Annotated in this window: 13 protein-coding genes; 7 read left to right on the top strand and 6 right to left on the bottom strand. The window is 63.6% G+C overall.

Annotation, left to right across the window (positions count from 1 at the left end; genetic code table 11):
• Positions 1-21: 21 nt before the first annotated feature.
• Entirely contained in the window at positions 22-1,515 is a 1,494-nt protein-coding gene (locus BJQ17_RS08475; protein WP_003248002.1) for an aldehyde dehydrogenase, read from the bottom strand.
• Positions 1,516-1,918: 403 nt separating this feature from the next.
• Here BJQ17_RS08475 and peaA point away from each other — a divergent pair, with 403 nt between their 5' ends.
• The 5 genes from peaA to BJQ17_RS08500 all read left to right on the top strand — a co-directional run bounded on the left by peaA (position 1,919) and on the right by BJQ17_RS08500 (position 8,246).
• Positions 1,919-3,484: a quinohemoprotein amine dehydrogenase subunit alpha gene (gene peaA, locus BJQ17_RS08480; protein WP_070095898.1), complete on the top strand. Its 1,566-nt coding sequence runs from the start codon at positions 1,919-1,921 to the stop codon at positions 3,482-3,484.
• A 48-nt stretch (positions 3,485-3,532) separates the two neighbouring features.
• Positions 3,533-4,963, top strand: coding sequence for a quinohemoprotein amine dehydrogenase maturation protein (peaB, locus tag BJQ17_RS08485; protein WP_014859936.1), 1,431 nt, complete (start codon positions 3,533-3,535; stop codon positions 4,961-4,963).
• A 1-nt stretch (position 4,964) separates the two neighbouring features.
• The gene (gene qhpC, locus BJQ17_RS08490; RefSeq protein ID WP_003248007.1) at positions 4,965-5,288 is read left to right on the top strand and encodes a quinohemoprotein amine dehydrogenase subunit gamma; all 324 of its coding nucleotides are present in this window, start codon (positions 4,965-4,967) and stop codon (positions 5,286-5,288) included.
• Positions 5,289-5,319: 31 nt separating this feature from the next.
• Complete coding sequence (gene peaD, locus BJQ17_RS08495; RefSeq protein WP_003248009.1) at positions 5,320-6,438, top strand: quinohemoprotein amine dehydrogenase subunit beta; 1,119 nt, start codon at positions 5,320-5,322, stop codon at positions 6,436-6,438.
• Positions 6,439-6,572: 134 nt separating this feature from the next.
• The gene (locus tag BJQ17_RS08500) at positions 6,573-8,246 is read left to right on the top strand and encodes a fatty acid CoA ligase family protein (RefSeq protein ID WP_003248011.1); all 1,674 of its coding nucleotides are present in this window, start codon (positions 6,573-6,575) and stop codon (positions 8,244-8,246) included.
• Between the two features lie 261 nt (positions 8,247-8,507).
• On the opposite strand, the gene BJQ17_RS08505 is transcribed toward BJQ17_RS08500, so the two are convergent.
• Both BJQ17_RS08505 and BJQ17_RS08510 read right to left on the bottom strand, forming a co-directional pair.
• Positions 8,508-9,101: a DUF4157 domain-containing protein gene (locus BJQ17_RS08505; RefSeq protein WP_014859933.1), complete on the bottom strand. Its 594-nt coding sequence runs from the start codon at positions 9,099-9,101 to the stop codon at positions 8,508-8,510.
• A complete protein-coding gene (locus BJQ17_RS08510; RefSeq protein WP_070095891.1) occupies positions 9,088-9,651 on the bottom strand; it encodes a TetR/AcrR family transcriptional regulator in 564 nt (187 codons plus the stop codon). The genes BJQ17_RS08505 and BJQ17_RS08510 overlap by 14 nt, the downstream gene beginning before the upstream one ends.
• 89 nt (positions 9,652-9,740) lie before the next feature.
• On the opposite strand from BJQ17_RS08510, the gene BJQ17_RS08515 reads away from it, so the two are divergent.
• Both BJQ17_RS08515 and BJQ17_RS08520 read left to right on the top strand, forming a co-directional pair.
• Positions 9,741-10,472 carry an SDR family oxidoreductase gene (locus tag BJQ17_RS08515; RefSeq protein WP_014859932.1) on the top strand — a complete coding sequence of 244 codons (732 nt, stop codon included), beginning with the start codon at positions 9,741-9,743 and terminating at the stop codon, positions 10,470-10,472.
• A gap of 29 nt (positions 10,473-10,501) precedes the next feature.
• Positions 10,502-11,116, top strand: a complete 615-nt coding sequence (locus BJQ17_RS08520) for a 2-hydroxychromene-2-carboxylate isomerase (RefSeq protein WP_003248019.1) — start codon at positions 10,502-10,504, stop codon at positions 11,114-11,116.
• Here BJQ17_RS08520 and BJQ17_RS08525 read toward each other — a convergent pair.
• The 3 genes from BJQ17_RS08525 to BJQ17_RS08535 all read right to left on the bottom strand — a co-directional run bounded on the left by BJQ17_RS08525 (position 11,089) and on the right by BJQ17_RS08535 (position 13,223).
• Entirely contained in the window at positions 11,089-11,388 is a 300-nt protein-coding gene (locus BJQ17_RS08525; RefSeq protein WP_012052548.1) for a hypothetical protein, read from the bottom strand. The two genes, BJQ17_RS08520 and BJQ17_RS08525, sit on opposite strands and share 28 nt — an antisense overlap.
• 2 nt (positions 11,389-11,390) lie before the next feature.
• On the bottom strand, positions 11,391-11,936 hold the full coding sequence (locus BJQ17_RS08530; protein WP_003248033.1) for a cupin domain-containing protein: 546 nt from the start codon (positions 11,934-11,936) through the stop codon (positions 11,391-11,393).
• Between the two features lie 81 nt (positions 11,937-12,017).
• Positions 12,018-13,223, bottom strand: a complete 1,206-nt coding sequence (locus BJQ17_RS08535; RefSeq protein ID WP_070095892.1) for an MFS transporter — start codon at positions 13,221-13,223, stop codon at positions 12,018-12,020.
• Positions 13,224-13,271: the final 48 nt, after the last annotated feature.

Genomic DNA, 13,271 nt, shown 5'->3' on the forward strand with positions numbered 1-13,271 from the left:
AGGCCGGTACAGGAAAAAGGATCAGAGCTTGATCAACACCGATTTCAGCTCGGTGTAGTGCTCGATGGCCGCTGAGCCCATCTCACGACCAACGCCAGACATCTTGTAGCCACCAAACGGCAGCGCCGGGTCCAGCGCGCTGTGGCAGTTGACCCACACCGAGCCGGACTTGATGCGCGGGATCATGCGGTGCACGGCGGCCAGGTCGTTGGACCAGATACTTGCACCCAGGCCGTAGGGATTGTCGTTGGCCATGCCGATCACTTCGTCGATGTCATCGAATGGCATCGCCACCAGTACCGGCCCGAAGATTTCTTCCTGTACCAGGCGGTGACGCTGGTCCACATCGACAATCACCGTCGGCTTGACGAAGTAACCAGGCCCGAAACCTTCACCCCCGCAGGCGATGGTTGCACCCAGTTCGCGGCCAAGCTCGATGTAGCCGGTGACGCGGTCCTGCTGCTTGGCTGAAATCAGCGGGCCCATCTGCACCGCCGGGTCCAGCCCGTTGCCCAGCTTCATGGCATTGGCAATTGCGGCGATGTCGGCCACCACATTGTCGAAGTGCTTGCGGTGCACATACAGCCGCGAGCCTGCGCAGCACACCTGGCCCTGGTTGAAGAAGATCGCCGTGGCCGCACCGGCTGCGGCTTCCTGCAGGTTGGCGTCGGGCATGACGATGGTCGGCGATTTGCCGCCCAGTTCCAGGGTGACGCGGGTCATGTTATCCATGGCCGCCTTGCCGATCAGCTTGCCGACCTCGGTGGAGCCGGTGAAGGTCAGTTTGTCTACGCCGGGGTGGCGGCTGAGCGCGGCGCCGGCGTTCAGGCCAGTACCGGTAACCACGTTGAACACGCCGGCCGGGTAGCCGGCCTCGTCGACCAGCTCGGCCAGCTTGAGCACGCTCAGTGGGGTTTCATCGGCAGGCTTGAGCACCACGGTGCAGCCGGTGGCCAGTGCCGGGCCTAGCTTCCAGCAGGCCAGCAGCAGTGGGAAGTTCCAGGCAACGATGGCGCCCACCACGCCCACTGCCTCGCGGCGCACGAAGCCGTGGAACTGGTCGTTAGGCATCAGCGGCATGGACGCTTCGACGGTGCTACCCTCGATCTTGGTGGCCCAGCCCGCCATATAGCGCAGGAAGTCGATGGCCAGTTGCACGTCCATCACCTGGGCCACGGCGGCGCTCTTGCCATTGTTCAGGCATTCCAGTTCGGCCAGCTGGCGCGCATCGCGCTCCATCAGGTCGGCCAGGCGCCACAGCAGGTTCTGCCGCTCGCGCGGGCGCATGCGGCTCCAGGGCGAGTCGTCGAAGGCCTGGCGCGCAGCGCGCACGGCGCGGTCGACATCTTCGGCCTCGGCGGCCGGCACTTCACCCAGCACCTCGCCGGTGGCCGGGTTGCGGAACGACAGGGTGCGACCGCTGGCGGCGTCCTGCCAGTCGGCACCGATGCGCATCTTCAGCTTGCGTTCGAGAAAGGCGCGGGTGGCGGGCAGGATGGGCAGTTCGGAAAGCATGGGGCTGTGCCTCTTGTCATTGGATGTGACGGGCACTGGCGCAATGGCCGTGCCAACCTGGGCAGATGGCCGCAAAGCGTTGTGGGCGTTGGGTTTTGCCTGAGCGCAAGGCAGCGTTTGCCAGGTTGCGCTGTTGCACATTGAGACGGTGTGAGACGGTGGTGAAACAGTGGCTGTTCGGCCTCTTCGCGGGCCCTGTCTCAACATGAAACACCCTGTCGCGAAATGGCACGCTGCAAATGGCCATCCCGGCTCCTGGCCAAGCCCCGAAAACCGCTTAAAGGGTTGAAAGGAAACGCTTTTACCCTAACTGGCACAGTTCCTGTATCACAACCGTCACATGCACACCTGCTGTACCAAAGCGTGCGAAAACGATAAGAACAACAACCGTGGAGGTCTGACCTTGAAGACGACTCGACTCCGGCGGCATGCGGGCAAACTGGCGCTGGTCGCCGCCGCGCTGCTGAGCACCCAGGCCATGGCGGCCGAGCAGGGCCCGAGCCTGTTGCAGAACAAGTGCATGGGGTGCCATATCCCCGAAGGCAACGACACCTATAGCCGCATCAGCCACCAGCGCAAGACGCCGGAAGGCTGGCTGATGAGCATCGCCCGCATGCAGGTGATGCATGGCCTTCAGATCAGCGACGACGACCGTCGCACGCTGGTCAAATACCTGGCCGACAAACAGGGCCTGGCGCCCAGCGAAACCGATGGCGTGCGTTACGCCATGGAGCGTCGGCTCAATACCGTCGAGCACTTCGACACCCAGCTCAGCGAGACCTGTGGCCGTTGCCACTCGGGTGCCCGTGTCGCCTTGCAACGGCGCCCGGCCAAGGAGTGGGAACACCTGGTCCACTTCCACCTTGGCCAATGGCCGTCCCTTGAATACCAGGCCCAGGCGCGTGACCGCGACTGGCTGCCGATCGCCCTGCAGCAAGTGGTGCCGGACCTTGCCAAGCGCTTCCCGATGGACAGCGCGGCCTGGGACGCATGGCAGAAGGCCAAACCCAAGGCGGACGTACTGCCGGGGCAGTGGGCATTCAGCGGCCATATGCTGGCCAAGGGCGATGTACGTGGGGTAATGAGCGTCACGGCCGGAGAGGGCGATACCTTCAAGGTCGAGGTCAAGGGCGCTTACGCCGACGGTACACCGTTCAACGGCAGCGGCTCGGCCATCCTGTACAACGGTTATGAATGGCGGGGCAATGTGAAGGTTGGCGATGCCAACCTGCGTCAGGTGTTCGCCGCGCTGGATGGCGAAATGAAAGGCCGTATGTTCGAAGCCGATCACGATGAGCGCGGCCTGGACTTCAGCGCCGTAAAAGAAGGCAAGGCGCAGTTGCTGGCGGTACAACCGGCGTTCATCAAAGCCGGAGGCGAAAGCGAAATCACCCTGGTTGGCAGCGGCCTGACTGGCAAGCCGGACCTGGGCGCCGGGGTGGAAGTGACCGAAGTGCTGGAGCAGACCCCGACCCTGGTAAGGGTCAAGGCCCGTGCCGCGGCCGATGCCAGGCCAGGGCTGCGCGAGGTGGCGGTAGGTGCGCTCAAGGGCGTGAACCTGGCGGTTTACGACAAAGTCGATGAAGTGAAGGTCGTGCCGGCGTTCTCCATCGCGCGCATTGGCGAGAACGGTGCCTCCGTGCCGAAAGTGCAGGGGCGTTTCGAGGCCGAAGCCTGGGGCAAGGATGCCAATGGCCAGCCGCTGCGTATCGGCTACCTGCCGGCCAGCTGGAAGGTCGAGCCGTTCAACGAGCGTGCTGTCGAGGATGAAGACGTCAAGTTCGCCGGGCAGATGCAGGCCGACGGTGTGTTCGTGCCAGGCGGTGCCGGACCCAACCCTGAGCGCAAGATGATGACCAACAACGCCGGTAACCTGAAGGTCATCGCCACGCTGGCCGACGGTGGCCAGACCGGCGAAGGGCACATGATCGTCACCGTACAGCGCTGGAATAACCCGCCGCTGCCGTAACGGCAGGCTGCAACGGTTTTCCAACGGATCGATTATCGGGAGGTCGCCATGGGCGTACTACTGAACCTGGTCGAACGCAACCTGCACGAAGTACAGGTTGATGCCGACCGCATGCTGTTCCATATCCCCAGCAGTTCGCTGTTCACCGCTGACGCGGTGACCGGCGGCATCATCGACACCTTGCGCCAGCAAGGCTGCTCGGCCGAGGAGCTGATGCAGCGCCTTGGCCAGCAGTTTGCCGGCGACGATATCCAGGACACCCTGCGCGAGCTGATCGCGCTGGAGCTGGTCAGCGACGGCTCGCCGCTGACCCCGGAAATCGCCCTCAGGCAAGTCGAGCGCACCGCACTTAACACCGTGGTGCTCAACGTCAACACCGGTTGCAACCTCAGCTGCACCTATTGCTACAAGGAAGACCTGGACAAGCCTTCCGCCGGCAAGAAGATGAGTACCGCCACCGCCGAAGCCTCGGTGGAGATGCTGCTCAAGGAATCACCCAACGAGCAGCGCTACAGCGTGGTGTTCTTCGGTGGCGAACCGCTGTCCAACCGGCCGTTGATCGAACACATGGTGGCTTACTGCGAGCGGCGGTTCGCCGAAGCGGGCAAGCAGGTGGAGTTCATCATGACCACCAACGCTACTTTGCTGACCGAAGAAATCATCGATTGGCTCAACGCCCACCGCTTTGGCCTGTCGATCAGCATCGATGGCCCCAAGACCGTGCATGACCGCAACCGTATCACCGTGGGCGGGCAGGGCACCTATGACGTGGTGCGGCGCAAGGCCGACCTGCTGCTGTCGCGCTACACCAGCCGGCCGGTGGGCGCGCGGGTCACGCTGACCCGTGGCATTACTGACGTTGAAACCATTTGGAACCACCTGTTCAACGAAATGGGTTTCGCCGAGGTCGGCTTTGCCCCGGTTACCTCTGGCGACATGGCCGACTTCAACCTCACTGGCGACGAGCTGGTGCAAGTCTTCGCCAACATGAAGGCGCTCGGCCGGCGCTACCTGGAGGCGGCACTGGAGCACCGCAACATCGGGTTCTCCAACCTGCATCAGCTGATCACCGACATCCACGAAGGCCACAAGAAGGCCCTGCCGTGTGGCGCCGGGTTGAAGATGCTGGCAGTGGACCACGAAGGTGAGTTGAACCTGTGCCACCGCTTCACCGGCTCCAGCCTGCCCACCTTCGGTAACGTGCACCAGGGCGTGAAGCAGGTGCAGCTCAACGACTTCCTGTCGCAGCGCCTGGACCGCAGCAACACCGGCTGTGAAAGCTGTCGTATCCGCAACCTGTGCTCCGGCGGCTGCTACCACGAAAGCTATGCGCGCTACGGCGACCCGCAGCACCCGACGTATCACTACTGCGAACTGATGCGCGACTGGGTGGACTTCGGCATTGAAGTCTACAGCCGCATCATGGCCGCCAACCCGGCCTTCATCGATCGCTACATCACCCCGCGGAAGGCGCATTGACATGAAGCACTTGAAGCCCCTGAACAACAAGGCGCGCATCCTGGAGCAGGCCGCCGCCGAAGACCGTGTCGAAGACGTGATGGCAATGAGCGCGGTGGCCGGCTGCACGGCCACTACCGACCCCGGCTGGGAGGTGGACGCCTTTGGCGGCGTGAGCTCGCTGTGCCAGCCGATGGAGGCCGACCTTTATGGTTGTTCCGACCCTTGCTGGTGGCCGGCCCAGGTGCCGGACATGATGAGCACCTACCAGGACTGGAACGCCCAGGCGACCAACTCGGCAGAGGACTGGCGCAACCTCGGCACCGTGTTCCCGAAAGACAAGTGACGGCCCAACAAGAATGACAAGGGGAAACCGCATGAAAGCTGGACGCTGCGCGCCATTGGCGCTCACCATCGCCGCCATGGGCGCCGGGCTGGCACAGGCCGACGACACTGGCCCGGCACTGAAGGCTGGCCACGAATACATGATCGTGACCAACTACCCGAACAACCTGCATGTAGTCGATGTGGCCAGTGACACGGTCTACAAGAGCTGCCGGATGCCGGACAAGTTCGGCCCTGGCACCGCAATGATGGCGCCGGACAATCGCACCGCCTACGTGCTCAACAACCATTACGGCGACATCTACGGCATCGACCTGGACACTTGCAAGAACACCTTCCACGCCAACCTGTCCAGCGTAGCCGGTGAAGTCGGCCGGTCGATCTATTCGTTCGCCATCAGCCCAGACGGCAAAGAGGTGTATGCCACGGTCAACCCGACCCAGAGGCTGAACGACCATTACGTGGTCAAGCCACCCCGGCTGGAGGTGTTCAGCACCGCCGATGGTCTTCAGGCCAAGCCCGTACGCAGCTTCCCGATGCCGCGCCAGGTGTACCTGATGCGCGCCTCCGACGATGGCAGCCTGTACGTTGCCGGGCCGGACATTTACAAGATGGACGTGAAGACCGGCAAATACTCGGTAGCCCTGCCGCTGCGCAACTGGAACCGCAAAGGCTACAGCGCCCCGGATGTGCTGTACTTCTGGCCGCACCAGAGCCCGCGCCATGAGTTCACCATGCTGTACACCATTGCCAAGTTCAAGGATGACAAGCAGGACCCGGCCACCGCCGAACCGCTGTATGGCTACCTGAGCATCGACCTGAAGACCGGCAAGACCCACACCCAGGAGTTCGCCGACCTGACCGAGCTGTACTTCACCGGCCTGCGCTCGCCCAAGGACCCGAACCAGATCTACGGCGTGCTCAACCGCCTGGCCAAGTACGACATCAAACAGCGCAAGCTGATCAAGGCGGCTAATCTGGAGCACACCTACTACTGCGTGACGTTCGACAAGAAGGGCGACAAGCTTTACTTGGGCGGCACCTTCAATGACCTGGCGGTGTTCAACCCGGATACGCTGGAAAAGGTGAAGAACATCAAGTTGCCGGGTGGTGACATGTCTACCACGACGCCGCAGGTGTTCGTTCGCTAAACCGGTGTGTGCCTCTTCGCGGGTAAACCTACAAAGGACGGCGCCACATTTGAGGCCGGTGGAGGTTTTTGTAGGAGCGGGTTCACCCGCGAAGAAGCCAGCACAGAAAACACAAGAACAACAAGAGAACGCCTATGCCCCAGCCAAGCTACACCCAGGGCAACCAGGACAAGCCCCTGCTGACCCAATGCATTGGCGACGCCTTCGACGCCACCGTGGCCCGCTTCCCCGAGCGTGAGGCGCTGGTGGTTCACCATCAGGCCCTGCGCTACACGTGGCGGCAACTGGCCGACGCCGTCGACCAGCACGCCCGCGCGCTGATGGCCCTGGGCGTGCAGCCCGGTGACCGTCTTGGCATCTGGGCACCCAACTGCGCCGAGTGGTGCATTACCCAGTTTGCCAGCGCCAAGGTTGGCGCGATCCTGGTCAACATCAACCCGGCCTACCGTTCCAGCGAACTGGACTACGCCCTTGGCCAGTCCGGCTGCCGCTGGGTGATCTGTGCCGATGCTTTCAAGACCTCCGATTACCACGCCACGCTGCAGGGCCTGCTCCCGGGCCTGGCCAACGGCCAACCGGGCGCGCTGATCTGCGAGCGCTTCCCCGAGCTGCGTGGCGTGGTCAGCCTGGCGCTGTCGCCACCGCCGGGCTTCCTGGCTTGGCACGCATTGCAGGCCCGTGCCGAGGCCGTCAGCGGCGAGGCCCTGGCCGCGCGCCAGGCACAACTGCGTTGCGACGACCCGATCAATATCCAGTACACCTCAGGCACCACCGGTTTCCCCAAGGGGGCCACCCTTAGCCACAGCAATATCCTCAACAACGGGTACATGGTCGGTGAAAGCCTGGGCCTTACCGAGCACGATCGGCTGGTGGTGCCGGTGCCGCTGTACCACTGCTTCGGCATGGTCATGGCCAACCTTGGCTGCATGACCCACGGCAGCGCACTGATTTACCCCAGCGATGCCTTCGACCCGCTGGCCACGCTGCGGGCAGTGGCGCAGGAAAAAGCCACTGCGCTGTATGGTGTGCCGACCATGTTCATTGCCGAACTGGACCATCCGCAGCGTGGTGAGTTCGACCTGTCGAGCCTGCGCACCGGGATCATGGCCGGCGCGACCTGCCCGATCGAGGTGATGCGCCGGGTGATTGGCGAGATGCACATGGCCGAAGTGCAGATTGCCTATGGCATGACCGAGACCAGCCCGGTGTCCTTGCAGACCGGTGCCGCTGACGACCTGGAGCGTCGCGTGACCAGCGTCGGTCGCACCCAGCCCCGGCTGGAGAGCAAGGTGGTGGACGCCGAAGGCAACACTGTCCCGCGTGGCGAGATCGGCGAACTGTGCACCCGCGGCTACAGCGTGATGCTGGGTTACTGGAACAACCCCAAAGCCACCGCCGAGAGCATCGACGCAGAGGGCTGGATGCACACTGGCGACCTGGCGGTGATGGACGAGCAGGGCTATGTGCGTATTGTCGGACGCAGCAAGGACATGATCATTCGCGGCGGCGAGAACATTTATCCGCGCGAGCTGGAGGAGTTCTTCTTCACCCATCCGGCGGTGGCCGATGTGCAGGTGATTGGCGTGCCGTGCAGCAAGTACGGTGAAGAGATCGTGGCCTGGGTGCGCCTGCACCCGGGGCATGCTGTCAGTGAGGAAGCGTTGCGTGAGTGGGCGAGGGCAAGGATTGCGCACTTCAAGGTGCCCAGGTACTTCCGTTTTGTCGACGCGTTTCCGATGACGGTTACGGGCAAGGTGCAGAAGTTCCGGATGCGCGAGATCAGTGTCGAAGAGCTGTCTGCCAGATGACCTTTCACGTGCCCAAGGTGAACGCCTTGCTCAAGATTCGAACATCCTGCGCGGTCGCCCGTAGGAGCGGGTTCACCCGCGAAAGGGCCGGCCCTGCTGGCCAATCTCTACCCGCTGTTCACCGTCGCAGCCGCCACCGTATTCGCGGGTAAACCCGCTCCTACGCGGTCGCGGACACACAGCGGGAGTTGAACACATGCCGTTGTAGGAGCGGGTTCACCCGCGAAGGGGCCGGCCCTGCTGGCCAACATCCCTGGCCAATCAGCGGGCCAGGCCTGAACGACGCTCGCGCAGCGCCTTGTCGACTTCGGCCTCGATCTTGTAGGCCGGCCCCTCCAGGTCGTCGTAGTTACGCGTATAGCGTCGGGCAAACGCCTCCACGCCCAGCTCCTGATACTGCTGCACATGCTTGAGCTCGTGCGCCCACAAGGCCACGTTGTCCTCGGCATCGGCGGCCCGGCGGAAGATGATCGTGTCGATCAGTGTAACGGCGTTCACATCGGGGTTCTGCAATAGCGCATTGGCTGCGCTCATCTGTTGCTCATCCCCCACCCGGAAGCGCGCCGCGTCGAGCACGGCAAAGTCATACCAAGGTTCAAGCTGCGCCCGAATATGCAACGGAATCGGCTGCACACCGCTGGCCGTGGCTTCGTCGCGGGCCTGGCGCAAGGCGTAGGTCAGGCTGGACGAGGCCATGACCTCCACATCCTTGAGGATCTGCCCGGCCTGGCCTGGGTCGATCGGGGCGCAGAAGCAGCCCATCAGGCACACTTGATACTGCCCAGGCGGGCAGGCCTGTTCGGCAAGCGCTGGCAGGGCCAATAGCAAACCCAGCAGGGCACTAATCCGTCTCATGCAGGGCCTGTTCGACAAACTGGCGGCTGGCGCCCAGTACCTGCGCTTGCACGCCTTCACTGGCCAGCATGCGCCCGACCAGCAATGCCCCTACGCACTGGCTTATCAGCACCCAGGCCAGCTGCTCATCCTCCAACGTTGTGCTCCAGGCCTGGTGCAACTCTACCAGCCAGTGCTCAGCCACTTCACGCACCGGCGTGTCGGCCCGGGCGATTTCCACACCCAGCGGCGGCAGCGGGCATCCACCTTCGGCATTGCGCAGGTGGGCCAGGCTCAGGTACTGCTGCAGACAGCGGCCCAGGCGTTCGCGGTTGGCGCCTTGGCAAGCCAGGCGTGCCAGGGGGCTGTTGCTCAGCTCCTGGCGTACCACCTCGGTAAACAGGTCGTCCTTGGACGGGAAGTGGTTGTAGAAGGCACCGCCGGTCAGGCCGATCGCTTTCATCAACCCGGCCACGCCGGTGCTGGCAAAACCCCCGCGTTTGGCCAGCGCGCCGCTGCTGGCCAGCAACCGTTCGCGGGTTTGCTGTTTGTGTTCGTTGGAATAGCGCATTCACATGCCTCGGCAGACAGGCTTGACGATGACCGCGATCATAGCATAGCGTTCGTTTACTAAACGATCATTTACCCATGGAGGCAGGCATGTCAGAACAACAAAAAGTCGTGCTGGTGATCGGGGCGGGCGACGCCACTGGGGGTGAGATCGCCAAGCGCTTTGCGCGTGAGGGCTATATTGCCTGCGTAACCCGGCGCCAGGCCGACAAACTGCAGCCGCTACTGGAGGAAATACACGCCGCTGGCGGCCAGGCCTACGGTTTTGGCTCTGATGCGCGCAAGGAAGAGGAGGTGACCGCGCTGGTGGAGACTATCGAGCGTGATATAGGTCCGATTGAGGCATTTGTCTTCAATATCGGCGCGAATGTGCCGTGCAGCATTCTCGAGGAAACCCCACGCAAGTACTTCAAGATCTGGGAAATGGCCTGCTTTGCCGGTTTCCTCACCGCGCAGGCGGTGGCCCGGCGCATGGTTCAGCGTGAGCGCGGCACCCTCCTGTTCACCGGCGCTACAGCCGGTACCCGCGGCGCAGCCGGTTTTGCCGCCTTCGCCGGCGCCAAGCATGGCTTGCGTGCCCTGGCACAGAGCATGGCGCGCGAGTTGGGGCCACGCAACATCCATGTCGCCCATGTGGTGGTGGACGGTGCCATCGACACGGCCTTCATCCGTGACAGCTTCCCCGAGCGTTATGCCCTCAAGGACCAGGATGGCATCCTTGACCCGGCGCACATTGCCGACAGTTACTGGTTCCTGCACGCCCAGCCCCGCGACGCCTGGACGTTCGAGCTGGACCTGCGCCCCTGGATGGAACGCTGGTAAACCCCCGTTAACACGCAAGGACCGTCACCATGCACACGTCTGTCGATTTCTTTTTTGACCTGGGCAGCCCGGCCAGTTACCTGGCCTGGACCCAACTGCCGAACCTGTGTGCCCGCCACGGCGCTACGCTGCGCTACCGGCCAATGCTGCTTGGCGGGGTTTTCCAGGCTACCGGCAATGCTTCGCCGGCCATGATCCCGGCCAAAGGGCGCTACATGTTCACCGACCTGGCACGCTTTGCCCAACGCTACGGTGTGCCGTTCGGGGTGCCGCCGGGCTTTCCGGTCAATACCCTGACGTTGATGCGCGGCGTGACAGGTACCCAGTTGCATTCACCGGATCGGTTCGAGGCATTGCTATCGGTGCTGTTCACCGGGCTGTGGGTACAGCGCCGCAACCTGAGCGACAGCGCTGTGCTGAATGAAACACTCGTGCAGGCAGGCTTCGACCCGCAGGTTTTTCATGCCCTGGCCGCTGACAGCGAAGTAAAAGCTGCGCTAAAGCAGGCCACCGAGGCCGCTGTGGCGCGCGGGGTGTTTGGCGCGCCCACCTGTTTTGTCGGTGATGGCATGTTCTTCGGCCAGGACCGCCTGGACTTTGTCGAGGAGGCGCTGCGTCAGGGGGCCAGCAGCCTCTCCAGCTGAGTGCGCTCCCACAGGCTGAGCAGGTCGGTGGGGTTGGTGCCATAGCGCTGCCAGTGCTCGAGCCCGGCCTGTTCGCCGCCGGGGGCTTGGCAATGAACGCAATGCGCCAAGCCTTCAGTATCCAAGGCCAACGTCAGTTGCCAGCCCTGGATACCGACATCGACCAAGCCACCCTCGCGGCGTGCAGCCACCTCAAGGTGGTGCACGCCAAGGGCCACATTACGCAGGCACTGATAGACATCCCGGGCGCTCAGTGACGGTCTGTGCGTCAAGATCAGAAATTCGCCGGCGTGTTGGCGCTGATGATCTCGGCCTCATCCGGGCCGATGTTCTTGAAACTGTGCGGCAGGGTCGTGGGGATGTAGTAGCCGTCGCCCGAATTGAGGACGCTGACCTGGCCGTCGACCCACAGCTCGACGGTGCCACGGGTGACCAACCCGCATTCTTCGCCTTCAGCGTGCACGATCGGCTCGCCAGAGTCGGCGCCGGGTGCGTACAGCTCACGCAGCATGCGCATTTGGCGGCCTTCGACGCTGGCGCCGACCAGCAGCATGCGCAGGCCATTGCGGCCCAGGTCGGGTTGTTCGCCACCACGGAATACGTAGCGTTCCTCACGCACCGGCTCGTCGAAGCTGAAAAACTCCGCCAGGCTCATGGGGATGCCCTCGAGCAGTTTTTTCAGGGAGCTGACCGAAGGGCTGACGCGATTCTGCTCGATCTGCGAGATCGTCGAATTGGTCAGCCCGCTGCGACGGGCCAGTTCCCGTTGGGAGAGGTTGTTGCGTTCACGCACCAGTTTGAGTCGCGTCCCCGTGTCCATAGCCGCCTTGTAATCAGAGGTGTCAATAATAATGAGCGATGCGCATTAAAACACACTCTGCGCCCTTGCGCGCTGTGCTTCTCAAACCCGCTGCTCACGCGGCATTGGCCATAGCCCGACCAGCAGCAACAGCACGGCCACGGCCATGAATGGCAAGCGCGGATCAAGGGCATACACCAAGGTACCGGCGAGCGGCCCGATCACCGCGCCCATGCCTTGGGCGGCGCCAATGGAGCCGGCCGTGGCGCCTTGTTCGGAGGCCTGCATGGCATTGGCCGCCAGTGCCGAAAACGCCGGGAAGACGAAGCCCATGCCGGCCGCCGCAACAAAATAGCAAGCCCACAGCCAGGGGGCCGTGGTGGCCAGCGAGCCACAGGCAAAGCCCAGTGCCGATACCGTGGCACCCACCCGGATCATCTTCAGCGGTGGCCACTCCAGTTGGCGCAGTATCACCTGGGCCAGCATCAGTGCCACACCCACGGTGGTCAGGGCGATGCCAGCCGCCTGGGCCGCTTCGGCAGGGCCCAGATGCAAACGGTCAAGGGCAAAGAAACCGACGATGATCTGCGACACGGTCACGCTGAGCATGGCGCTGAATGCCACCAGCAGCGGCCGGCGCAGGCGCGGGTCGTTCAGCCGCACCGGGCTGGGGGCGTGGCTGTGCGGCAGCGCCTGTGGTTTGAGGGTGAAAAACAGCACGAGGAAGGCAGTGGCCGGCAGCAGCGACATGATATGGAACGGCAGGCTCAGGCTGTGCCGCGCCAGCAGTGCGGCCAGCGCCGGCCCGACCACCAGACCGACGGCGTTGGCCGCCCCCAGTGAGGCCATGGCCCGCGCCCGGCGTTGCGGCTCGACATGGTCGGCGATCAGCGCATTGCAGCCTACCGGGATGGCGGCATAAAAGGCGCCGATGCAACCACGCGCGATCATCAGGCCGATGAACGCCAAGGTCGCCCCCGGCATCCAGCGCAGTGCACCTTCGACGAACAGGCACAGCAGCCAGTAGGCCAGGGTGAAGCCGGCGCTGCCCAGCAGCAGGATGCGCCGGCGGCCCAGGCGGTCTGCCGCGCGGCCCCAGGGCCGGGCCAGCAGCACCCAGACCACGCCGGCCACGGTCACGGCGGCGCCTGCTTGCCAGGTGGCCATGCCAAGCTGGCGGGCTATCGGGCCGATCAGGGCGACGAACGCCATCATCGACATGGTGCAGGCCATGTTGGCCAGCAACAGCGGGCGCAGGTTCAGGGTGCTGGCAGGCAGAAGGGTTGCAGGATCCTTTGCGACGTTCATGGGCAGTCCAGGGCAGAGTGGCAAACAAAACCGATATTATTAGGAATC

The organism is Pseudomonas sp. NBRC 111139, from assembly GCF_001753955.1.
GTDB lineage: Bacteria > Pseudomonadota > Gammaproteobacteria > Pseudomonadales > Pseudomonadaceae > Aquipseudomonas > Aquipseudomonas alloputida.

Bases quoted from the DNA above. Each gene is read 5' to 3' on its own strand.
- peaD (WP_003248009.1), top strand. From the start codon at position 5,320: ATGAAAGCTGGACGCTGCGCGCCATTGGCGCTCACCATCGCCGCCATG.
- peaB (WP_014859936.1), top strand. From the start codon at position 3,533: ATGGGCGTACTACTGAACCTGGTCGAACGCAACCTGCACGAAGTACAG.
- BJQ17_RS08520 (WP_003248019.1), top strand. From the start codon at position 10,502: ATGCACACGTCTGTCGATTTCTTTTTTGACCTGGGCAGCCCGGCCAGT.
- BJQ17_RS08505 (WP_014859933.1), bottom strand. From the start codon at position 9,101: ATGAGACGGATTAGTGCCCTGCTGGGTTTGCTATTGGCCCTGCCAGCG.
- BJQ17_RS08515 (WP_014859932.1), top strand. From the start codon at position 9,741: ATGTCAGAACAACAAAAAGTCGTGCTGGTGATCGGGGCGGGCGACGCC.
- BJQ17_RS08475 (WP_003248002.1), bottom strand. From the start codon at position 1,515: ATGCTTTCCGAACTGCCCATCCTGCCCGCCACCCGCGCCTTTCTCGAA.
- BJQ17_RS08510 (WP_070095891.1), bottom strand. From the start codon at position 9,651: ATGCGCTATTCCAACGAACACAAACAGCAAACCCGCGAACGGTTGCTG.
- BJQ17_RS08500 (WP_003248011.1), top strand. From the start codon at position 6,573: ATGCCCCAGCCAAGCTACACCCAGGGCAACCAGGACAAGCCCCTGCTG.
- BJQ17_RS08530 (WP_003248033.1), bottom strand. From the start codon at position 11,936: ATGGACACGGGGACGCGACTCAAACTGGTGCGTGAACGCAACAACCTC.
- qhpC (WP_003248007.1), top strand. From the start codon at position 4,965: ATGAAGCACTTGAAGCCCCTGAACAACAAGGCGCGCATCCTGGAGCAG.
- BJQ17_RS08535 (WP_070095892.1), bottom strand. From the start codon at position 13,223: ATGAACGTCGCAAAGGATCCTGCAACCCTTCTGCCTGCCAGCACCCTG.